This is a genomic window from Achromobacter sp. GD03932 (genome assembly GCF_029839485.1).
Taxonomy (GTDB): Bacteria; Pseudomonadota; Gammaproteobacteria; order Burkholderiales; family Burkholderiaceae_B; genus Achromobacter; species Achromobacter bronchisepticus_A.
The window spans coordinates 111308-133032 of the sequence record NZ_JAOCAT010000013.1; the positions used below are offsets into that span (position 1 = coordinate 111308).

19 protein-coding genes are annotated in these 21725 nt (G+C 66.5%); 9 read left to right on the forward strand and 10 right to left on the reverse strand.

Features of this window, described 5'->3' with window-relative positions:
* Nucleotides 1-19: 19 nt before the first annotated feature.
* Nucleotides 20-2200, forward strand: coding sequence for a mechanosensitive ion channel family protein (locus N5C88_RS14300; RefSeq protein WP_280015553.1), 2181 nt, complete (start codon nt 20-22; stop codon nt 2198-2200).
* 10 nt (nt 2201-2210) lie between these two features.
* Here N5C88_RS14300 and N5C88_RS14305 read toward each other — a convergent pair whose 3' ends face one another.
* The 4 genes from N5C88_RS14305 to N5C88_RS14320 form a co-directional block, all read right to left on the reverse strand.
* Nucleotides 2211-2828: a hypothetical protein gene (locus N5C88_RS14305; RefSeq protein ID WP_280015554.1), complete on the reverse strand. Its 618-nt coding sequence runs from the start codon at nt 2826-2828 to the stop codon at nt 2211-2213.
* A 78-nt stretch (nt 2829-2906) separates the two neighbouring features.
* Nucleotides 2907-4352: an efflux transporter outer membrane subunit gene (locus N5C88_RS14310; protein ID WP_280015555.1), complete on the reverse strand. Its 1446-nt coding sequence runs from the start codon at nt 4350-4352 to the stop codon at nt 2907-2909.
* Between the two features lie 5 nt (nt 4353-4357).
* Nucleotides 4358-7501 (reverse strand): efflux RND transporter permease subunit, encoded by a 3144-nt coding sequence (locus tag N5C88_RS14315; protein ID WP_280015556.1) that lies wholly within the window; start codon nt 7499-7501, stop codon nt 4358-4360.
* Nucleotides 7502-7519: 18 nt separating this feature from the next.
* Nucleotides 7520-8641, reverse strand: a complete 1122-nt coding sequence (locus N5C88_RS14320) for an efflux RND transporter periplasmic adaptor subunit (RefSeq protein ID WP_280015557.1) — start codon at nt 8639-8641, stop codon at nt 7520-7522.
* 198 nt (nt 8642-8839) lie between these two features.
* Between N5C88_RS14320 and N5C88_RS14325 the strand changes: the two genes are divergently transcribed.
* Nucleotides 8840-9406 carry a TetR/AcrR family transcriptional regulator gene (locus N5C88_RS14325; RefSeq protein ID WP_280015558.1) on the forward strand — a complete coding sequence of 189 codons (567 nt, stop codon included), beginning with the start codon at nt 8840-8842 and terminating at the stop codon, nt 9404-9406.
* A gap of 40 nt (nt 9407-9446) precedes the next feature.
* Here N5C88_RS14325 and N5C88_RS14330 read toward each other — a convergent pair whose 3' ends face one another.
* The 4 genes from N5C88_RS14330 to N5C88_RS14345 form a co-directional block, all read right to left on the reverse strand.
* Nucleotides 9447-9713, reverse strand: coding sequence for a cytochrome c (locus N5C88_RS14330; protein WP_316252919.1), 267 nt, complete (start codon nt 9711-9713; stop codon nt 9447-9449).
* A gap of 74 nt (nt 9714-9787) precedes the next feature.
* Nucleotides 9788-11035 (reverse strand): sulfite oxidase, encoded by a 1248-nt coding sequence (locus tag N5C88_RS14335; RefSeq protein WP_059379773.1) that lies wholly within the window; start codon nt 11033-11035, stop codon nt 9788-9790.
* 195 nt (nt 11036-11230) lie between these two features.
* Nucleotides 11231-11863, reverse strand: a complete 633-nt coding sequence (locus tag N5C88_RS14340) for a methyltransferase domain-containing protein (RefSeq protein ID WP_059379772.1) — start codon at nt 11861-11863, stop codon at nt 11231-11233.
* A 249-nt stretch (nt 11864-12112) separates the two neighbouring features.
* Nucleotides 12113-14527: a penicillin acylase family protein gene (locus N5C88_RS14345; RefSeq protein WP_280015591.1), complete on the reverse strand. Its 2415-nt coding sequence runs from the start codon at nt 14525-14527 to the stop codon at nt 12113-12115.
* 299 nt (nt 14528-14826) lie between these two features.
* Between N5C88_RS14345 and N5C88_RS14350 the strand changes: the two genes are divergently transcribed.
* From N5C88_RS14350 to N5C88_RS14380, 7 genes are all read left to right on the forward strand, one after another.
* Nucleotides 14827-16035: an amino acid ABC transporter substrate-binding protein gene (locus N5C88_RS14350; protein ID WP_118933090.1), complete on the forward strand. Its 1209-nt coding sequence runs from the start codon at nt 14827-14829 to the stop codon at nt 16033-16035.
* 18 nt (nt 16036-16053) lie between these two features.
* Nucleotides 16054-16917: a branched-chain amino acid ABC transporter permease gene (locus N5C88_RS14355; RefSeq protein WP_118933091.1), complete on the forward strand. Its 864-nt coding sequence runs from the start codon at nt 16054-16056 to the stop codon at nt 16915-16917.
* Nucleotides 16914-17861: a branched-chain amino acid ABC transporter permease gene (locus tag N5C88_RS14360; RefSeq protein WP_059379768.1), complete on the forward strand. Its 948-nt coding sequence runs from the start codon at nt 16914-16916 to the stop codon at nt 17859-17861. Before N5C88_RS14355 ends, N5C88_RS14360 begins: the two co-directional genes overlap by 4 nt.
* Entirely contained in the window at nt 17858-18592 is a 735-nt protein-coding gene (locus tag N5C88_RS14365) for an ABC transporter ATP-binding protein (protein WP_280015559.1), read from the forward strand. The genes N5C88_RS14360 and N5C88_RS14365 overlap by 4 nt, the downstream gene beginning before the upstream one ends.
* Nucleotides 18589-19311, forward strand: a complete 723-nt coding sequence (locus N5C88_RS14370; RefSeq protein WP_280015560.1) for an ABC transporter ATP-binding protein — start codon at nt 18589-18591, stop codon at nt 19309-19311. The genes N5C88_RS14365 and N5C88_RS14370 overlap by 4 nt, the downstream gene beginning before the upstream one ends.
* A 144-nt stretch (nt 19312-19455) precedes the next feature.
* The gene (locus N5C88_RS14375; RefSeq protein WP_118933094.1) at nt 19456-19863 is read left to right on the forward strand and encodes a hypothetical protein; all 408 of its coding nucleotides are present in this window, start codon (nt 19456-19458) and stop codon (nt 19861-19863) included.
* Nucleotides 19864-19872: 9 nt separating this feature from the next.
* Nucleotides 19873-20094 carry a YMGG-like glycine zipper-containing protein gene (locus tag N5C88_RS14380; protein WP_013393765.1) on the forward strand — a complete coding sequence of 74 codons (222 nt, stop codon included), beginning with the start codon at nt 19873-19875 and terminating at the stop codon, nt 20092-20094.
* A 51-nt stretch (nt 20095-20145) separates the two neighbouring features.
* On the opposite strand, the gene N5C88_RS14385 is transcribed toward N5C88_RS14380, so the two are convergent.
* Both N5C88_RS14385 and N5C88_RS14390 read right to left on the reverse strand, forming a co-directional pair.
* The gene (locus N5C88_RS14385) at nt 20146-20958 is read right to left on the reverse strand and encodes an SDR family NAD(P)-dependent oxidoreductase (protein WP_347881397.1); all 813 of its coding nucleotides are present in this window, start codon (nt 20956-20958) and stop codon (nt 20146-20148) included.
* 14 nt (nt 20959-20972) lie between these two features.
* A complete protein-coding gene (locus N5C88_RS14390) occupies nt 20973-21713 on the reverse strand; it encodes an SDR family NAD(P)-dependent oxidoreductase (protein WP_223283325.1) in 741 nt (246 codons plus the stop codon).
* Nucleotides 21714-21725 lie beyond the last annotated feature (12 nt).

Consider the following 21725-nt stretch of genomic DNA (forward strand, 5'->3'; position numbering starts at 1 on the left):
CATCACCAGCGAGGCGATCTTGCAAGTTTCAACCCTGCGCCATTTCCGCCTGTACCTGCCGCTGATACTCCTCGCGTTGATCCTGGGTTTCCCTCCGGCCTCATCTGCAGCGCTACCCAGCCTGACCGGATCGACTGCAAGCAAACCCGTCGACCGCACGGAGCTGAACCAATCGCTGGACCAGGTCATCCAGACGCTGGAAAACGACAAGCAACGCGCAGACCTCCTGGGCCAGTTGAAGCAACTGCGCGACGCCACCAAGCCAGGTGCGACGAACGAAAAAGACGGCATTCTCGCCCTCATCCGCGACACCGCCGAAAGCCTGGAAAGACGCCTGGACGGCCCCGAAGGCGCCTTGACCCGCTGGGGCATGCTGTACCGGCAGGCACGAGCCGAACTCGCAACCGGTTTGCCCGCATGGCGCGAGTGGCCCACGCTGATAGCCGATTTCCTGATGGTCCTGGCGATCTGGGCCGGTCTGGCCCTGGCGCTGCGCTGGATAGGCCGGCGCCTCGAGCGCCGTCGGGCGCCGGCGGACGCGGCGCGCGGCCGTCCGAAGACCCGCCAGCTGCTCTGGCAGGCGGCGCGGCAGTTGGCGCCCTGGGCCATCGCCTTCGTGATCATGCTCTCTCTTTCCGTCCTGACGCCGGACTCCGTGGGCCGGCTCGGGGCCTTGGTGCTCGCCTACGTGTTGCTCGTCGGCGCCTTGTTTTCATCCCTCTGCCTGATCGCCCTGACCCTGCTGGACGGCCCGCACCGCGGCCAGGCGCTCGACATCCTGCAGCGGCGCGCGGCCTTGCCACTCTGGCTGATAGGCAGCTTGGCCGCCCTGGGCGACGCCTTGCACGATCCTGAGATAACCGGCGTGTTCGGACCGGGCATCGCGCAATTCGCCGGCCTGTTGGCCAACGTGGCCGCCGCGACGCTGAGCGCGCTGTTCATCCTGCGGTTCCGCCGGCCCGTCACGCACCTGATCCGCAATCAGCCCAGAGATCGCCGCGTCAAGCGCCAGGGGCTGCACAAACTGTTGCGGCTGGTCGGTCCGCTGTGGTTCATCCCATTCCTCATCCTGGTCGGCATCTCGCTGGTGACCATCCTAGCCACCGCCGACGACAGCGATCAGGTGATACGCCGCGCCCTGCTCTGCGCGCTGGTGGCCATCGCGGGCATGGCCGCAAGCGCCATCATCCGACGCGCCTACCTGAATTCCAGCCGCGCCGCCAACCGGCGCACTGCCTACCTGGGACAGTTCAGATACTTCGGCTACACCGTGCTCTGGGTCGCCAACCTGCTGGTGTTCCTGGAAATCGGCCTGCGCGTGCTGGGCCTGTCGCTGATCGGGCTCATGGAAACCAGCGGATCGGCGATCGGCCCCAGGGTCGCGAGCTTCGTCGGCACCCTTCTGGTGGCCTGGCTGATCTGGATACTCACGGACACCGCGCTGCAGCACGCCCTGGGCGCAAGCGGGAAGAACCGGGCCAATGTCCGCGCGCTGACCATGCTGCCGCTGATTCGCAATATCCTGTTCGCCACGATTTTCGTGATTGCAGTGATCGTCGCGTTGGCCAACATGGGCATGAACGTCACGCCGCTGCTGGCTGGCGCCGGCGTCATCGGCCTGGCCATCGGCTTCGGCGCGCAATCGCTGGTGGCCGACCTGATCACGGGCTTGTTCATCATCATCGAGAACTCCCTTTCCATCGATGACTACGTGGACGTGGGCAATCACCTTGGGTTTGTCGAGGGCCTGACCATCCGCACCGTGCGCCTGCGGGACCTGGATGGCGTGGTGCACACGATTCCGTTCAGCGAGATCAAGACCATCAAGAACTACTCGCGCGAGTTCGGCTACGCCATGTTCCGCTGGCCGGTGCCGGCCACCATGCCGATCGACGACGCCGAGGCGCTGATTCGCGAGGTGGCCATGGAGCTGCGCACCGATCCGGCGATCTATCCCTTCCTGTGGTCTCCGATAGAACAGCAAGGAGTCGAAAGCTTCGACAACGGCCAGGCCATCCTGCGCTTCCGCTTCAAGACGGCGCCGCTGCGGCAATGGGAAGTCCAGCGCGCCTTCAACCTGCGCCTGCGGCGCCGGCTGGATCAGGCCGGACTGGAACCGTCCATGCCGCGCATGAACGTGCAGCTGTCCAGGGCGCGTCCGCCCAAGCGCTCGGCCGAGGCTTCGGACCAGAGCGCGTGATGCCCTTCCCTCACCTCCCTGCGTCGACGCGCTGCTTGAGCCGGACGCTAGCTCCCGCTTCATAGCCCGGCCATGGCGCGAAGACCTCGCGATAATGCCGGCCGAACAACACCGAGGTCGGACACCTGTAATCCGCCGCGTCGCCTTCCAACCGAACCAGCAAGCTATCGCCCACGCACTCCAACCCTGCCTCGGCCGCTTCGGGCCTGACGCGGCGGGTCATCGCGGGATCACGAAAGAAGTACGCATGGTCCAGGACGGCCAGGCAAACGTACAGGCCCGCCACCGCCGTCAACCACAAGACTCCTGTCCTGAGAGCCGCCACGCCACGCACGCGTTCCGCGCGCGCCTGCAACGGCTTCGCAGCGACCAGGAGCGCCATGCTCAGCAATCCGGAGGCGAAATAGGCGGCGGGAGACCAGTTCCGCGTCTCCACATGCGGCCCATTCCAGGTCGCAGGACCCATGACCTCAGCTCCCAATAGCAGCCCCACCAGTGCCGCGCAGCCCGCCGTCGCGTGCCCGGCGCCCCGTAGCGCCGAACGGCCGTCCAACGGTCCGGCTGCGCAACGAAGCGCGGCAGCGATGTTGGCGTAGATCAGCAAGTAGCTGGCGGATAGAAACAGCATCGTCGTCACAGAGAACCCAGGAACCACCTTTCAGGATTGCGGCCCGCCGCCAGGACCGGCCGCCGCAAGATGGCCGCCCTACTTTCCGGCCACCTCATCACCGCGCCAGCCGCCGCCCAGCGCGCGAAACAACGAGGCCAGGGCGATCTGGCGCTCGGTACGCACTTCGATCAGCGCGATCTGGTTGGCGAAGTCGCTGCGCTGCGCATCCAGGTAGCGCAGATAGTTGTCCACGCCGCCGCGATAGCGCGCCTCGGACAGGCGCAGCGCGGCCTGGCTGCTGTCGGTCTGCGCGCGCAGCGCGTCCTCCTGCCTGCGCAAGGTGTCGGTCGCGGCCAGCCCGTCCATGACCTCGCGGAACGCGGTCTGGATGGACTGTTCGTATTCGGCCACCGCCGCTTCCTTGCGGACCCGGGCCAAATCCAGGTTGGCCTGGTTGCGGCCGCCGTCGAAGATGGGCAGCGTGATTTGCGGCGCGAAGGACCAGGCCCGCTGGCCACCCGAAAACAGATCCGACAGGTCAGAACTGGCGCTACCGAACATGCCGGTCAAGGAAATCCGGGGGAAAAATGCCGCGCGCGCGGCGCCTATGTCGGCGTTACGTGCCTGCAAGCGATGCTCGGCGGCGAGGATGTCGGGCCGGTTGGTCAGCAGCTCGGACGGCACACCCGCACGCAGTTGCTGCACCAGCATGGGCGCGGCGCCGTCGTTGGGAGCCAGGTACGAACTCATGTCGCTGATTCCTGCCAACAACGTCAGCGCATTGGTCGACTGCCGGTACTGTCGCTCCATGCGCGCCAGATCGGCGCGCGCCTGGTCCGCCAGGCCCTTCGCCTGCTCATAATCCAGGGCGCTACCAACGCCTTCGGCGCGGCGCCGGGCGATCAGTTGCAAGGACTGCTCACGCGATGCCAGCGTCCGCTCGGTATGCAGGCCGCGCTGGCGCGCGCCTTCGCGTGTCAGGTAGGCCTCTATCACTTCCGCGATCAGGCTGATGCGGGCGCTGCGGGCGCCGTTCTCGGTGGCCAGATACTCTTGCAGCGCCGCCTCCGACAGGCTGCGCACGCGGCCGAACAGGTCCAGCTCGAAAGCCGTGATGCCCACGCCGGCGCGCCATTCGCTCTGCACGCCGGACGTGCCATTGGTATTCAGATCCGCTGGATTATGCTGACGCGAGCCGCTGGCCTGGGCGCCGATTGACGGCAGCTGCTCGGACCGCTGCACGCGGTACATCGCGCGCGCCGCCTCGACGTTGAGCAAGGCGCGCCGCAAGTCCCGGTTATTGGCCAGCGCAGTTTCGATCAGTCCACGCAGCGTAGGGTCGGTCACGAAGCCGCGCCAGTCCAGGGTGGCGGCGGCCGAGCCCGGTTCGGACGCGAAGTCCGCCTGGCCTTCGGCGCCCCACTGCTGGGCGACGGGGGACGCGGGGCGCTCATAAGTCGGCGCCAGCGCGCAGCCCGACAGTATTGCCACGACGGCGGCGGCCGCGGCCAGCGGCTTGAACCGCATGAGGGTAAGGCTCATCGCTTTCACTTTTCACCTGCTTGGTTGGTCGCCAATTGGCCGGGCGCGGGCTGCACCTTGCGGCGCTTGAACACGGATAGCGTCCAGACGAAGAACACGGGTACGAACAGCACGCCCAGGATGGTGGCGCTGAGCATGCCGCCCAGCACGCCCGTGCCGATGGCGCGCTGGCTGGTGGCGCCCGCTCCCGTTGCGATGACCAGCGGCACCACGCCCAGGATGAAGGCGACCGAGGTCATCACGATGGGACGGAACCGCAGCCGCGCGGCCTCGATCGCGGCCTCCTTGAGCGAGCGGCCTTGCTCATGCAGGTCCTTGGCGAACTCGATGATCAGGATCGCGTTCTTGGCCGCCAGGCCGATGATGGTCACAAGCCCCACCTTGAAATACACGTCGTTGGGCAAGCCGGCCACGATCACCGCCGCCACCGCGCCCAGCGCGCCTACCGGCACGATCAGCAGCACCGACGCGGGGATCTTCCAGCTTTCGTACAGCGCGACCAGCACCAGGAACACCACCAGCAGCGCCAGCGCCAGCAGCATGGGGGCTTGCGAACCCGTGGCCTTTTCCTGGAACGACAGGCCGGTCCACTCGAAGCCGATGCCGGCAGGCAATTCCGAGATCAGGCGTTCGACTTCCTTCATCGCCTCGCCCGTGCTGCCGCCCGGCGCGGCATCGCCGATCAGCTTGATGCTGGGGTAGCCGTTGTAGCGGATCAATTGGACGGGACCATGCTTCCAGCCGATCTCGCTGAAGGACTCCAGCGGCACCAGTTCGCCTGCACGGTTGAGGACGTTGAGCTTGGCCACCGATTCCGGCGTATCGCGGCTTTCGGGCTGGGCCTGCACGATGACGCGCTGCATGCGGCCCTGGTTGGGAAACTCGTTGACCAGCGCCGAGCCGAACGCGGTGGATAGCGCCGAGTTGATGGCGTCGAACGACACGCCCAGGGCCTCGGCCTTGCTGCGGTCGATGCGCAGATCCAGCTCGGGCGCGTCGGATAGGCCCTCGATCAGGATGTAGGAAAAGACCTTGGGATTCTCGTACACCTTTTTCATCAGGGTCTCAGTCGCCGACAGCAAGGCTTCCCGGCCCAGGCCCGCACGGTCTTGCAAGCGCAGCGCAAAGCCCGAGGAATTGCCCATGCCTTCCACCGACGGCGGCACCACCGAAAACAGCACGCCGTCGGGAACGCCCGCGAGGGCCTGGTTGGCCTGGTCCGCCTCGGCCATGGCCGACTCGCTCTTGCCGCGCTGGGCCCAATCCTTGAACATCACGAAGCCCAGGCCCGCGTTCTGGCCCTGGCCGGAAAAGCTGAAGCCTTGCAGTGTCAGCACGTCCGATACCGCCGGGCGCGTGTCCAGGTAGCCCTCCAGCTGCTGGGTCGTTTCCAGCGTGCGCGACAGCGTGGCGCCCGGCGGCAACTGCACGTCCGTGTTCATATAGCCCTGGTCTTCGGTCGGCAGGAAGGCCGACGGCAGGCTCGTATAGACGTAGCCCAGCGCACCCACCAGGACGACATACAGCACCATCATGCGGCCGGTGCGGGCCAGCAGGCGGGCATTGGTGGCCGAATAGCGCTCGGTCATGCGCGCGAACACGCGGTTGAACCAGCCGAAGAAGCCCTTCTTCTCGTGGTGCCCTTTCTCGATCGGCTTGAGCAACAGGATGCTGAGCGCCGGCGTCAGGGTCAGCGCCAGGAAGCCCGAGAACAGGATGGACACCGCCAGCGACACCGAGAATTGGCGGTAGATCACGCCAACGGAGCCCGTCATGAAGGCCAGCGGCAGGAACACCGCCGCCAGCACCAGCGTAATGCCCACGATCGCGCCGCTGATCTGCCCCATGGCCTTGATGGTCGCCTCCTTGGGCGACAAGCCCTCGTCGGCCATCAGCCGTTCAACGTTCTCGACCACCACGATGGCATCGTCCACCAGGATGCCGATCGCCAGCACCATGCCGAACATGGTCATCATGTTGACGGAGAAGCCCAGCGGCAGCATCACCGCCAGAGTTCCCAGCAGGCAGATGGGCACGACGATGGTCGGGATCAGGGTGTAGCGGAAGTTCTGCAGGAACAACAGCATTACCAGGAACACCAGGACCACGGCCTCGGCCAGGGTCATCAACACCTTGGAGATAGCCACCTCGACGAAGATCGAGGTGTCGAACGGCACGCTGTACTCAATGTCGCTGGGGAAGTTCTTGGACAGCTCGGCCAGGCGCGACTTGATGCCCTTGGCGGTTTCCAGCGCATTGGCGCCGGGCGCGAGCTGCACGCCCATGGCCGCCGCCGGTTGGCCGTTCAGGCGGCTGGACAGGCGGTAGTCCTGGCGTCCCAGCTCGATGCGGGCGACGTCGCCCAGCCGCACGGTGGAACCGTCCGGATTGGCGCGCAGCACGATGCCTTCGAACTCCGGGATGCTCGTGAGCTGGCCCTGGACCATGATGCTCGCGGTGATTTCCTGCGTCGCCGGACTGGGCTGTTCACCCGTGGAGCCGCCCGAGACCTGGACGTTCTGCGCGGCGATGGCCTTGTTGACCTCATCTACCGACAAGCCGTAGCCGACCAGCTTGGCCGGATCGATCCAGATGCGCAGCGCCCGTTCGGCCGCGAACATCTGCACCCGGCCCACGCCGGGCACGCGCCGGATTTCGTTGTTGATGTTGCGGGCGGCGTAGTCAGCGAGGCCCACCTGGTCCTTGCCGGCGTCCTTGTACGTCAGCGCGTAGATCAGCAAGAAGCTGGAACTGGCCTGCTCGAGCTGCAGGCCCTGCTGGATGACCGCCTGGGGCAGGCGCGACTCCACCCGCTTGATGCGGTTCTGCACGTCCACCTGCGCCAGGTCGGGGTTGGTGCCCGGCTCGAAAGTCACCGTGGTTTCCGCCACGCCCGAGCTGTTGCTCTGCGACTCGTAGTACAGCAGGCCCTTGGCGCCGTTGAGCTCTTCCTCGATCAGGCTGATGACGGTGTTATTGATGACTTCGGCGGATGCGCCCGGATAGGTCGCCTTGATGATCACCTGTGGCGGCGCAACGCTGGGGTATTGGGCCACCGGCAGCGCAAAGATGGCAAGCAGGCCCGCCAGGGAAATGAAGATCGCGATGACCAACGCGAAGTTGGGCCGCTGGATGAAGAAGTTCGGCATGATGTGATCCGTCCGGGCTCAAGGTTGTTTGACGGTCACGGGCGTGCCGGCGGGGATCTTGGCGGCGCCATCCACGATGACCTTGTCGCCCGCCGCCAACCCCTGCGTAATCTGCCACTCCATACCCTGCATCGCGCCGGTCTGCACCGCGCGCTCCTCTGCCTGGCCCTCGGCCGACACCAGCAACAACTTGGCCTGGCCGTCGGCGCCGCGCATCACGGCGCGCTGGGGCACAAAGATCGCGTTCTGGTCCCTGCCCTGCTCCGCGCTGACGCGCACGTACATGCCCGGCAGCAGCAATCCGTCGGGATTGCTGAACTCGCCGCGCAGCAACACCTGGCCCGTGCCCGGATCCACGGAGACGTCGGAGAACAGGAGCTTGCCCTGGGCCGTGTAGTTCGTGCCGTCGACGCGCACGCTCACCGCCGATTCGCCCTGCCCACCCGCCTGCATCTGGCCGCCCGCGGCGGCCTCGCGCAGCTTGAGCACCGCATTCACGGGCTGTCGGAAGTCCGCATAGATGGGATCGATCTGCTGGATCAGCGCCATGGGCGTCGATTCGCCCTGCCCGACCAGGCTGCCTTCGGTCACCAGGCCGCGGCCGATGCGGCCCGAGATGGGTGCGCGCACGCTGGCGTAGCCCAGATCCAGCTGCGCGGTCTTGACGTCCGCCTGGGCCGACTGCTGATTGGCCTGCGCAGTCTGAAGCGCGGCCACCGCGTCGTCATATTCCTGGCGGCTGACGGCCTCGATCTTCACCAGCGGCTGGTAACGGCTGACCAGGGCCTGGGCCTGCTTGACCTGGGCCTGGGCGCGCGCCAGCGCTGCTCGTGCGCGCCCCAGCGCGGCATCCAACGGCGCCGGCTCGATCGTGAACAGCAGATCGCCCTCCTTGACTGTGGCCCCTTCCTCGAAGTGCCGCTTCTGGACGATGCCCGCCACCCGGGCGCGCACTTCGGCCACGCGCACGGGCGAAATCCGCCCGGGCAGGTCGACCATGATCGCCTGAGGCCGGGGAGCAATGACCAGCGGCGCCACTTCGATGGGCGGCACCTGCGCCGCTTGCGGTTCCGGCTTGCCGCACCCGGCGAGAACGGCGAGTAGGCATAGCGCCACGGCGCTGGCTCTGAATCGGGTCATGTAGTCCTCTGACATCCATTGCCGCCTCAGGTTGAGGCGATCGAGGACCCGATAGTACTTATTGGATTTAAATGAGTCAATATCGATTCATGAGAAATTGATTAGACTCTTTAGATCCGTAGTAGACTTTATGCGTGTGTTTTTCACCACAACTGAATTCAAATAGACTCATCAACATCGGTCGCCAGGAGAACTCCCATGTCTGAAGGCCTCGACGACAAACTCGCTCGCGCATTGGCCCTGTCCGTCTCGCAACAGCCCAGGGCGAACCTGCAGCAGCTGGCGCGCAGCGCCGGGATCAGCAAGGCCACGCTGTACCGGATATCGCCCACCCGCGAGGGGGTCATCGACCTGCTCATGGAGCGGGCCACCCAACACCTGCAGGATGCGCTGGCCCGGGCGGACCTGGAGACGCCACCCCATGCGGCGGCGCTGCAGCGCCTGACCGAAGCGGTGGTCCAGGGCCGGGAGTACTACCTGTTCTGGAACCACGCCGAGTGGATCCGCGTGATCGATGCGCGAACCGAGGACGCCAACGTACCGATACCGTCGTTCTACGGGGAAGCGCTGGAGACCTTCTTCCTGAACGGCCAGAAGGCGGGCGTCTTCCGCATAGACGTGCCTTCAGTGTGGCTGGTCAGGGCGTACGACTATCTGCTGTATGCGGCGATGGATGCCGCGCAGCGCGGGGAAATCGCGCCGCTAGGGATGGCGTCGATGGTGCAGAAGCTCTTTCTGGAAGGGGCGGCCAACCCGGCCGCCTAAGGTTCGAGTCTCGCGCTTTCCCGCCGCAATTCCGGCGGGTTCACTGCTGCGCGCCGGTAGCCTTGGCCACATACGCCGCCAACACCTCGATTTCCTTATCCGACAAGCTCGTATAAGCCGGCATCTGGCCGATGCCGTTGCGGATGGCCGTCTCCACGCGCGCCGCATCGGGCTTGAGCTCATCGAGCTTGGGGCCGATGGCGCCGCTGGACTGGGCGTCGTTCAGGGTATGGCATATCGCACAGGCTGGCGTCGCGCCGACGAACAAGGCGCGACCCGCCTCCATGTCGGGGTCGGCTGCCAACACGCCGGCATGCAGGCAAGCGATCAATAATCCGGCGCCAAATGCGCGCTTCCTGGGTAACGCCAGCGCGGTTTCCCTCATGCCTTGGCCACCACGGCCACGGCATGATCGCGCCAACTGCTATTGATGTATCCGCCGGAATTCTGCGGACGTTCTTCTTCCTGCACCCGGCCTTCGGTATCGGTCGCGCGGCTGACGAGCACATGTTCGCCGGCCGTCAGTTCCACCGGCAATGCGAACTGGCGCCACGCATAACGCCCCAGATCCGGGCCGACCAGTTCCGCTTTCTGCCAGTTTTTGCCGCCGTCGATCGAAACCTCGACCAGCTTGATGCCATTGGTGCCGCCAAAAGCCACGCCTTGCACCACGACGCGCCCGGCCTTCAAGGTGGAGGCGGCCGGATTGGGCGTATTGATCCACGACTTCACGCCCATGGCCCAGACCGAGGGCTGGCTGGGGTCTCCCTTTTGGCCCGGCGGCGCCAGGCGATAGCCGGTCTGCTGGATCGCGGCCGCGCTTTCCTTTTCGGTGAAGGCCAGTCGCTTGATGTATTTGACGCTGTTCACGCCCGTGTAGCCCGGCACGATCAGGCGCAAGGGACCGCCATGGGCCAGCGGGATCGGCTCGCCGTTCAGCTCCCACGCCAGAAGCGCATCCCGCATCGCTTCCTTGGGCACGGAACGTTCAACCATGACCATGTTCGGATCCAGGCCGTCAGGCAGCTTCTCGCCGCCGGTTCCGGTCATGAACACGGCCGCCGCCTCCATGCCGCCGCAGTGCTCGACCAGCACGCTGACCGGCAAGCCGCTCCAGATCACGCAACCGGCCGCGCCGACCTGCCAGGGCGTGCCGCTGGGCTTGTTCGGGAAATAGCCGCGGCCGTTGCCGGAACACTGCAAGACCATGGCCAAAGTCTGCAAGCCCATGGTCTTCAATTGCCCCACGCTCAACGACATCGGTTTGGCCACTCCGGCGATTTCGACGACCCATGCGTCCCGGTCGGCGACGATGGACTCGTCAGGCGGCGGCAGATTGTTGCGCACGTAGAGTTGGCGCAGCGGCGTGACCACCCCGTTGCCGAATGCCTCGCGCCGCGTCTCTATGGTGTTGGCGCTGTGCACGATCATCGCATCGGGCTGCTTCCAGGCCGCATAAGCCGGTAGCGGCTTGGCGGCAGATGCCGGCGCCGGTGCGGCAGCCGCGGCTGGCGCGGCTTTCTGCTCGGCGGCCAAAGCCGCGCGTCCCAGGCCTGCTGCGGCCAGGGCGCTGGCGCCGCCAGCCAACAGGCGCCGTCGCGCCGCGCTCTCGATCAGGGATGAACGCATTGCAGTCTCCTCGTTGGGGTCCGGAATCGTTGGTGTTCCAGAACCCTGCCGGCCTGCTACGACGTGGCTGTTTACCCCGCACGCACGTGTCCCAGGCCGCCAATAGTTATGACTGCGATGTTGGTTGAGCGATCTTTTCGTGTCAATTAGTTATTTGCAATACCCTGCCCTAGCCCGTTTGGATAGGCCAGCCGCCTACGCCTGCCGGACCAGGCGGTAGACCGAAGCCGGCGGCAGGTTCAGCGGCACAAACCTGACCTTGCTGGCCATCAAGCCGCAGGCCTCCAGCACGCTGGCGGATATCGGACAGCGCACCCCATAGGTGAAAAGGGCCATCGAGCCCTCTGCCGGCAGCGCGTCGAATACGGCGGCCAGCAGTTGCTGGTGATGCGCCTGGCTCATATTGCGCAACGGCAGGCCGCAGATGGCGGCGCCGATCCCATCCATTTCGGGATGGCGCTTGCGACAGAGATCCTGCGCCGGCACCCGTAGCACCGCCGCCTCCGGAAACTGCGCCTGCAAGCTGCTGCTCATGGCCATGTCCTGTTCGACCAGCACCAGATTGGCCGGGTCCACGCCCCGGCGCAGCATTTCGCGGGTGAAGACGCCCGTGCCGCAGCCCAGTTCCAGGACTTTGCCCGCGCCGGGCGGAATGCAAGCGGTAATGGCCGCGGCCAACGCCGGGCCGGATGGCGCCACCGCGCCTATGGCCGCGGGATTGGACAGCAGCGCCCGGACGAACTGCGTGCGCTCCTGCAACCAGCCCATCGGCGAGCGGCTCGCAGGCTGGCGCGGAACAACGGTCTTGTAGGATTGCGTGGAATGCATGAGGCCTCAGTCTCCTGAATCGGGAATTCCGTACGACCCCGAAACCTTAACTGCGCCAGGCCCGCCGCGCCCGCAACCGTCGGTAAGCACCCTTGTCAATTCAGCCGCGCAAGGCATGCCCGCCGCGCCCATGCGCGACCGCAGGCGGAAAGTTCAGGTTGCATAACTCTCGCCTGCCTGCGTTTGCGCGCCGTTCGATCACCCAGGCCACGCTGATCGAACGGCGCTCCACGGGAGGCCTGGCCTGAATCAGCGCTGAGCCGGCCGCAGATTCAGGGTGCCGGCCTTCTCGCTATCCACCTTGGCGCGGCTGAACGCCATGGGGAAGTACTCGCCGGTAGCCCAGTCCTTGAGCAGGTTCTGGTAGTACGGGCTGCGCGGGTCGGCGGATTGTCCCGGCACGTTCTGCATGCGCGAGTTGTCCCAGTCGGCCACGTCGATCACCTGGCGGTACGACGCGCCGCTGGTCTGGCGGAAGTCGCTGGCGCGGAACGTGGCGCGGTGCACGGTGTCGTTGTCGCCGCTGACCGGATAGCGCGGCGTGCCGTAGGCATTGGCAGTGGCCTCGGGCAACAGGCCGGCCAGGCTGTGCTCGAACTGGATGTGGTGCAGCTTGCCCCACTGCCATTGCGAGGAATCCGGTCCCAGCTTGGCGCGCAGTTTCTGCAGGCCGTCGTTCAGCGCCTGCAGCAGCAGCGCGTCGCGGCCCTGCTGCGGCTGCGCGCCGAAGGCGCTGTCCGGCGTGGCCAGCTTCTCCAGCGCTTTCGCGGTGGACAGATTGCCGAAGGCGGCGCGGCCGTTGGCCGGCACGTAAAGTTCAGTCACGCGCTTGACGACCTCGGGCAGCCAGAACTCGTAGACGGTCGCCGCGCGCGATTCCGTTCCCACGCGGGCATCCCAGTCCTTCAGCATGCTCAAGGCCTGCGACGTCGCGGGATCGGCCGAATTCAACGACTTCGCGTAGCCCGTCAGCGTGCGCGCCGGAATGGACAGGTTGTCGTACTGCAGCGCCTGCGAACTCTGCACCGTCTGCCCCTTGCTGTCGGCCAGCACCTCGCGTATGCGCTGCACGCGGTAGGGTTCGGCCCAGGTTCGCGCCGACATGTCCTTATAGCGGTAATCGGCCGGCAGGTTGTATTCGTTGGCGGTGGCGATATAGCCTTCGGGCGGGTTGTAGGCACGGGGCAGCGCGCTGCCGGGCAGCACGCCGCGCCATTCGAACTCGCCATTGCCCGGCACCGGCAGCATCCCGGACCAATCCGCGCGCGGGCGTATCGGCGCGATGCTGCCGCCAAACCAGCCGATGTTGCCGTCCACGTCGGCGTACACCATGTTCTCGCTGGGGGTGTAGTGCTTCTCCATGCCGGCGACGAACTCGTTCCAGTTCTGCGCCTGGTTCAGGCGCAGGCTGGCAAGATAGGCCGCGGTTCCGGGGAATTCCAGGTAGGCCGCCCGCAAGGCATAGGCCTTGCGCTTCACCGGATCCACGTAAATCACCGGACCATGGCGGGTGAACTTCAGCTGGCGCACCGCGGCGGACTGCCCGCGCACGGGGATCGACTCGTCCACCTGCCGCATCTTTTCCCAGCGGCCGTTGTAGCGATACTCGTCCGGTTTGGCGGGGTTGGTGTCGTAGACGTACAGGTCTTCCTCGTCGCCGAAGGCGAAGATCGTCAGTCCGAAAGCGATGCGGTCGTTGTGGCCCATGGACACGCCCGGCAGCGCCGGTTCACCGGCGCCGATCACGTTCCAGCCCGGCGCGTTCAGGTGCACCATGTAGCGCAGCGATGGCATGGTGATGGACCGGTGCGGATCGCCCGCGAGGATGGGCTTGCCGCTGGCCGTATGCTGCCCGGCCATGGTCCAGTTGTTGCTCTCGTAGCGGGTCGCCATGGGGTCGAACGCAGGATCCAGCGACGCCAGCAGGTTGGCGGACAATTCCTGCGCGAGTTTTTCGCGCTCCGCGGCCGCGAGCGGGCTGCGCGGGAAGTCGGCGGCGACGAATTTCTGGCCGTTGCGCGCCAGGTTGTAGTCCCCCAGGACCTTGCTGTCGACGTCGCGCACGTCCAGCCCGGCGGGCACCTGCAGCGCCAGGGGCGGCTCGAAGGTGCTGAGTCCCTGCACGGCGTTCAGGCCCAGCGCCGCGACGCGTTGCGCCATCCGCACCTCTTCGCTGAGATTGCGGGTCAGGCCGTAGATGCGGATGAGCGAGGTCTCGGGGCTCCAATAGCCGGGTTCGGTGCCGGTCAGCTTGAATTCCGGCGGCATCTGTTCGGGATTGGCCTTGACCCAATCAATATAGGCATTGATGCCCGCCGCGAAGGACGTGAGGATCGCCTTGCCCTGCGGATGGTAGCTGGCGAATTCGGCCTGCATATCGCCGCGGTACAGGAACAGGCGCGCGGCGCGGTCCTGCTCGACAAAGCGCGGGCCGAACTGTTCGGCCATCTTGCCCTCGCCCTGGCGGCGCCAGAGGTCGAGCTGCCAGAGGCGGTCGCGCGCCGCGTTGAAGCCTTGGGCGAAGAACAGGTCGTCCTGGTTCTGCGCGTAGATGTGGGACACCCCGTGGCGGTCGCGCACGATCTCCACGGGCTGGGACAGCCCCTTCATATCGACGGTTTCTTTTTTGCCTCCGGGCGACGCGCAGCCTGCCAGCACTGCCATGAGCCCGCTCGCCAGGAATGCCGCGGCCCTGCGATTGAACATACGCATTGACTCCTCCTCGGGTTTATTTGTCTTCTATCTGCCTGTCGGGCATCGAGGGTCATGCCGCCCAATGCGACAGTCAGGGCCTCTCCAGGCCCTTGCCATATGTACAACCAAATCGGCTTGCGGTGGAACGCTGTTTCATTTGATCAGCTTAGTCAGAATATGTAACCAGCGCCGACCCCTGCCGAGGTTCAGGTAGACGTAAACGCATGGGCAGAAAATGGACCGCATAGGAACTTGCAGGAGACATCATCATGTCTCGGAGACTATTGCTCGCCCTGCCCGTCCTGGCGCTGGCCTTGTACAGCGCCGCCGCGGCAGCGGCGCCGGCGCCCGATGTCCTGCTGGGCGCGTCCGTGCAACTGACCGGCCCCGTCGCCAACACCGGCCGCTACTACCGCGATGCCTACCAGATGGCGGTGGACCAGATCAACGCCGCGGGCGGCGTGAAGATCGGCGGCGAAACGCGCAAGCTGGCGCTCAAGATCTACGACAACCAGTCGGACGTCAATCTGAGCGTGCGGCAGTACACGCAACTCGTCACGCAGGACAAGGCCAATCTGTTGCTGGGTCCCTTCGCCAGCAATTTCGCGCTGGCCGACTCGGCGGTGTCGGAAAAGTACAAGGTGCCCATGGTCCAGGGCGGCGGCGCCTCGGATCAGATTTTCTCGCGCAAATTCAAGTACATCTTCGGCACGCTGGCACCGGCCAGCAACTACTTCGGCAGCACCGTGGAAATGCTGAAGATGCTCAAGCCCGCGCCGGCCAGCGTGGCCTTGCTGTATGCGGATGACGCCTTCGACGTCTCGGTGGCCGAGGGCACCCGCCCGTTGCTGAAATCCGCGGGCCTGCCCATCGCCATGGACGAGCGCTACAGCACCAACGCCACCGACTTCAACTCGCTGCTGTCGCAGATCAAGAGCAAGAACGTGGATGCGGTGCTGGTGGCCGGACACGAAACCGAGATCCTGAATTTCGTGCGCCAGGCCAAGAGCCTGGCCGTCGCGCCCAAGATGTATTCCTTCACCGTGGGCGTGCCGTCGGAGGATTTCCGCAAGGCGCTGGGCCGCGACGCGGATTACGCCTTTGGCATGACGGCATGGCTGCCTTCGGCGGCCTTGAAGGACCGCTGGTTCGGCGACGCGGAGCAGTTCGCCCGCGCCTACAAGGCCAAGTTCGGCTATGACCCGGACTATCACGCGGCGTCCGGCGTGGCCGACGTCGAAGCGCTGGTCTACGCCATGGAAAGCGCCGGCAGCGCCAATCCGCAAAAGGTGCGCGACGCCTTGGCCAAGATCAGGTTCGACAGCCTGTACGGCCCAGTCGCCTTCAACGCCCAGGGGCAGATCGACCTGCCTCAGGTGGTGATCCAGGTGCAGGATGACCGCTTGGCCGAGATCTACGGCGCCAAGGGCTTCATCACGCAGCCCAAGTATCCGATGCCAGCCTGGAACGCGCGCTAGGACCGGCGGGAGGACACGATGGATCTGCTCGCGCAAATCCTCGTCAACGGCATACTGCTCGGCGGGCTGTATGCCGTGATGGCGCAAGGCCTGGCGCTGGTCTGGGGGGTGCTGAACATCGTCAACCTGGCGCACGGCGCGTTCATCATGCTGGGCGCGTACGCGTCCTGGTATCTGTACAACGACGCGGGCGTCGATCCCTTCCTGGGCCTGCCCTTGACGGCGGCCGCGATGTTCCTGCTGGGCTACGCCTTGCAGCGCGGGTTGCTCAATCTGGTGGTGCGCGCGCCCATGTTCAACACCCTGCTCATCACCTTCGGCCTGGAGGTCGTGCTGACCTATCTGGCGCAGCTGGCGTTCTCGGCCGACTTCCGCACCATCAACCCGCCTTATGCCGGCGACAGCTATGCGCTGGGTCCCGTCACGCTGCCCATGGCGCGGCTGGCCGCCTTTGGCGTGGCGCTGGCCATCACGCTGGGCATGTGGCTGTTCCTGCTGCACAGCCGCCTGGGCCGCGCGATCCGCGCCACTGCGCAGAATCTGGTCGCCGCCAGGCTCTATGGCGTGGAGCCGCGCCACCTGTATGCGGTGACGTTCGGCCTGGGCCTGGCGTTGGCAGGCGCGGCCGGCGGCCTGTACGGCACGGTCTCGCAGATCAATCCCTACATCGGCGCCACGCTGACCGCGAAGTGCTTCGCCATTTCCATCATCGGCGGACTGGACAATCCGCTGGGCGTGATGGTGGGCGGCCTGTTCCTGGGCATCGTCGAATCGCTGACCACGCTGTACGTGGGACCGACCTACGCCGATGTGGCCAGCTTCGGCATCCTCGTGCTGGTGCTGCTGGTCAAGCCCAGCGGCCTGTTGGGCAGAGCGGCATGAAGACGCCGCGCGTACTGCTGGCATTGCTGGCGCTGGCCGTGCTGGCAGGCGTGCCCTGGTATGGCTCCGACGTGCTGGTGCAGTTCGGCATCAACACGCTGTTGCTGGCGGTGCTGGCCCAGGGCTGGAACATCATCGGCGGATACGCCGGCTATGCGTCCTTCGGCAATTCTGTCTTCTATGGTTTGGGCAGCTACGGCGTGGCCATCGCCATGGCGCAGTGGGAACTGCCATTCGCCGCGGGGCTGGCGCTGGGCGTCGTGCTGGCCCTGGTCTTCGCGGTGCTGCTGGGCATGCCGGTGCTGAGGCTGCGCGGCCATTACTTCGCCATCGCCACCCTGGCGCTGGCGCAGGTCATGACGGCCATCGTCTCCAACATCGGGCTGGCCGGGCAGAACATCGGACTGGTGCTGCCGCCGCTGAACAACGACCCGCTGTTCTACGAACTGGCCCTGGGCCTGCTGACGCTGGCCACGCTTACCGTCGCCTGGCTCACGCGCAGCCGCTTCGGCTTCGGCCTGATCGCGATTCGCGAAAACGAGGAAGGCGCGGCCGTCATGGGCGTGAACACGACGCTGTACAAGGTGACGGCGTTTGCCATCTCGGGGGTGTTCAGCGCCCTGGCCGGCGGCATCCATGCCTACTGGATCACCTTCCTCGATCCTGAAAGCGCCTTCGACATCAGCCTGAACGTGAAGATGATCATCATGGCCGTGTTCGGCGGCGCGGGCACCGTGCTCGGCCCGGTGGTGGGCGCGTTCTCGCTGTCGGCCATATCGGAACTGCTGTCCAGCGAGATCACCAGCGTGGCGGGGCTGTTCTACGGCGCGGTAATCGTCGCGGCGGTAGTGCTGATGCCGCGCGGTCTGGCCGACCTGCTGCGGCGCGCGCGCAAGTCGGGCTGGCGCTATTTCGCCGACAACATACGGGCGCACCGGCTATGAACCCGATCCTGAACGTGCGCAACGTGACCCGGAGCTTCGCCGGGCTGGTGGCCGTGAACCAGGTCAGTTTCACGCTGGCCGAGGGCGAGATCCTCGGCCTGATCGGTCCCAACGGCGCCGGCAAGACCACGCTGGTCAGCCTGATCAGCGGCACGCTGGCGCCGACTGCGGGCGAGATCCTGTTCCAGGACAAGCCGATCGACGCCTTGCCGGCGTACCGCCGCGCCCGCCTGGGCATAGGCCGCACCTTCCAGATCATGCGGCCCTTCCCCGGCCTGTCGGTGCTGGACAATGTGGCGGTGGGCGCCTTGTTCGGCCATGGCGGCGGCCAGCCCAAGCTGGCGCTGGCGCGCGAGCAGGCGCGTGCCTGCCTGGAGTTCGTCGGCCTGGGCCGCGCGGCCGGACAGCGCGCCGACGAGCTGGGCGGGCCGGGCCGCAAGCGGCTGGAACTGGCCAAGGCGCTGGCCATGCAGCCCAAGGTGCTGCTGTGCGATGAAGTCATGGCCGGGCTCAACCTGGTGGAGATCGACGAAGTCATCGAGGTCATCCGCAAGGTCCGCGCCAGCGGCATCAGCGTGCTGGTGATCGAACACGTCATCAAGGCGATCAAGAGCCTGTCGGACCGGCTGCTGGTGCTGCATCACGGCGAAAAGATCGCGGACGGCGCGCCCGACGAGGTGCTGGCCGACCCCGAGGTGGTGCAGGCCTATCTGGGCAAGAGGCGCGCATGAACGACGCCGCCGCCCCGCTGCTGAAGGTGGAAGGGCTGAGCGCCGGCTATGGCGAACTACCGGTGCTGCAGGAGATTGCGCTCGAGGTCCGCCGCGCCGAGATCGTGGCGCTGGTGGGCAGCAATGGCGCGGGCAAGACCACCCTGCTGCGGGCGCTGTCGCGGGTGCTGCCCTGCACCGGCAGCATCGTGATGGACGGCCGCCAGCTGTCGCGCGCCACGCCGGACGAGGCCTTCGCCAGCGGCATGGTGCAGGTGCCCGAGGGACGCCAGCTGTTCGACCGCATGACCGTGCAGGACAACCTGCTCATGGGCGCCTACCGCCGCCGCGGCAAGGCGGCCGTCGCGCGCGACCTGGACCGCGTCTACGGCTACTTTCCGCGGCTGTCCGAGCGCCGCCGCCAGCTCGCCGGCAGCATGTCCGGCGGCGAACAGCAGATGTGCGCCATGGCGCGCGCGCTGATGGCCGCGCCCGCGCTGATGATGATCGACGAAATGAGCCTGGGCCTGGCGCCGGTGGTGGTCGAGCAGTTGATGGAGGTGTTGGCCGGCATCCGCCAGGAAGGCGTCACGGTGCTGCTGGTGGAGCAGGACATCCACCTGGCGCTGACGGGCGCCGACCGCGGCTATGTCATGGAAACCGGCCGCATCGCGCTTTCCGGTCCGGCGCAATCGCTGCTGTCCGATCCCAAGGTTCGGCAAGCCTATCTGGGAATCTGAACCGGTCCGCCGCGCCTCTTGCGCCGGCCTGCTTTCGAGCCTACATTGATTGTTGTCGCCCGCCGCCCGGCCCTTGCAAGCGCGCGGCGCGTATGGCGTCACTGGGTTGTTTTTCTGTCTTTTGTTCCTCCAAGGAGCGATGCGATGAAAGTGAAACACCTGTTAGGTCCGGTAGCGCTCGCGCTGTCGTTGCTGGTCGCCGCGCCGGTGACGGCGGCGCCTTCCGATCCAGCGCCCATCGTCACCGGGAAGCAATGGACGGAGTCCGACACAAATCTGAAGAAGGCCTACCTGCTGGGCATGGCGAACCTCATCCAAGTGGAGCAAGCCTATCAGCAGCGCCGCGCGCCGGCCGACAACCAGACGCTGATCCCGCGCTTTGCCAAGGGTTTGCAGAGCCATACGCTCGATTCGGTGCGCGAACGGCTGGATAGCTGGTACGCCGCCAATCCGACCCGGATGGACCGCCCCGTGGTCGAAACGCTCTGGTTCGAAATCGTCGCGCCCGCGGCGCCGGCCACCCCCGCCGCTCCCGCCAAGCGCGCCCGCTAGGAGTCAGCCATGAAAGTCATCCGATCGATTGCCATAGGCCTCATGATGGGGTCGCTGGTTGCCTGCACCAACATGAGTTCCAAGCAGCAAGGCACGCTGTCGGGCGCGGCCATCGGCGCGGCCGCCGGCGCGGGCATTGCCGCCATCGCGGGCGGCAGCGGCTGGACCGGAGCCGCCATCGGCGCCGCCGCCGGCGGCATCGCCGGCAACATCTACGGCGACAAGCACTAAGCCTGCGCCCTTGCGCAATGGCCAGTCCCGGGCCGCGGCCCGGGACTGTCGCTACAGATTGCCGGTGGACTTGCCGATCCGCCAGTACACCCCTCCTCCCGTCATGCCGCCGTCGACCGGCAGGTCCGCGCCGGTGATGAACGAAGCCTCCGGTCCCAACAGGAACATCACCGCCGCCGCGATCTCGTCGGCATCCGCGCCGCGCGACAGCGGCGTGGCGTCGCGGTTGCCTTCATAGAACAGGCGCGCCCGGCCTGCGTCATGCACGGCATTGGGCTGCATGATCATGGGCGTTTCCACCAAACCCGGACATACCGTGTTGACGCGTATGCCGCGCCCGGCCAGCTCCAGCGACGCCGCCCGCGTCAGGCCGCGCAAGGCCCACTTGCTGGCGGTGTAGGCCGCGCTGAAGTAGCCGGTGAGTCCCGCCGTCGAAGATGTATTGACGATGGCCGCGCCCTGCGGCATCAGCGCGGCCAGGTTGCGGATGGCAAGGAACGGCCCGTCCAGATTGATGTCCAGCAGCCGCCGCCATTCCGCGTGCGTGGTCTCGGTCACGGTCTTGCGCAGGGTCACGCCGGCGTTGTTGACCAGGCCGTAGAGCGGCACGCCCGCCTGCGAAATCTCGTCGGCCAACGCCAGCCAATCGGACTCGCGGGCCACGTCCGCCACCCGGATGCGCAGCCGTTCGGCATCCGCGCCCGCCGCCGCGCGCAAGTCCGTCCAGGTCGCGTCGCCTTCGGGCAAGACGTCCAGCGCGTAGACGGTCGCGCCGGCCTGCAGCAAACGCAACGCCTCGGCCGCGCCCTGCCCTCTGGCCGCGCCCGTCACCACGGCCGCCTTGCCGTTCCACCACGACGCCAGATCCTTGCCGTCGCTCATGTCTTGGAGACTCCGCCGTCGACCATCAGCACGTGGCCGGTGACATAGGCGGATGCCTGCGAGGCCAGGTACAGCGCCGCGTCGGCGATCTCGGACGGCTGGCCCACGCGCCGCGCCGGCAGCCGCTCGACGTATTCGGCATAGGTGGCGGCGTCGGCGTGCATCCAGCTGCTCATCGGCGTTTCAATGAAACCGGGCGCGATGGCGTTGACGCGCAGCCCCTTGGGGCTCCACTCCAGCGCCAGGCATTGGGTCAGATGGGCCACGCCGGCCTTGGCCGCCGCGTAGTCGGCGCAATTCGGGCGCGGCTTGACGCCGGCATAGCTGGACAGGTTGATGATGGCGCCGCTGCCTTGCGCAATCATGTGCCGCGCAGCCGCCTGGGCGCCGAAGAACGTGCCTTTCAGGTTGATGTCCATGGTGCGTTGCCAGGCGGCTTCGTCCAGGTCCAGGGCGGGCATGCGCGCCATGAAGCCGGCATTGTTGACCCACACGTCCAGCGCGCCGTACCGCGCGGCCACCGCGTCGGCCAGCTCGCGCACCGCCTGCGCTTGCGTGACGTCCAGCTGGCGGCAATCCGCGTCCACGCCGGACAGCGCCTCAAGGTCCAGGTCGGTGGCGACCACGGTCGCGCCCTGCTGGCGGAACGCCGCCGCCATGGCGCGACCGATACCGCCCCCGGCGCCCGTGACGACCGCGATTTTCCCTGCCAGATCCGGATAGTTCATTTTGCTCATGTGATGATGGAA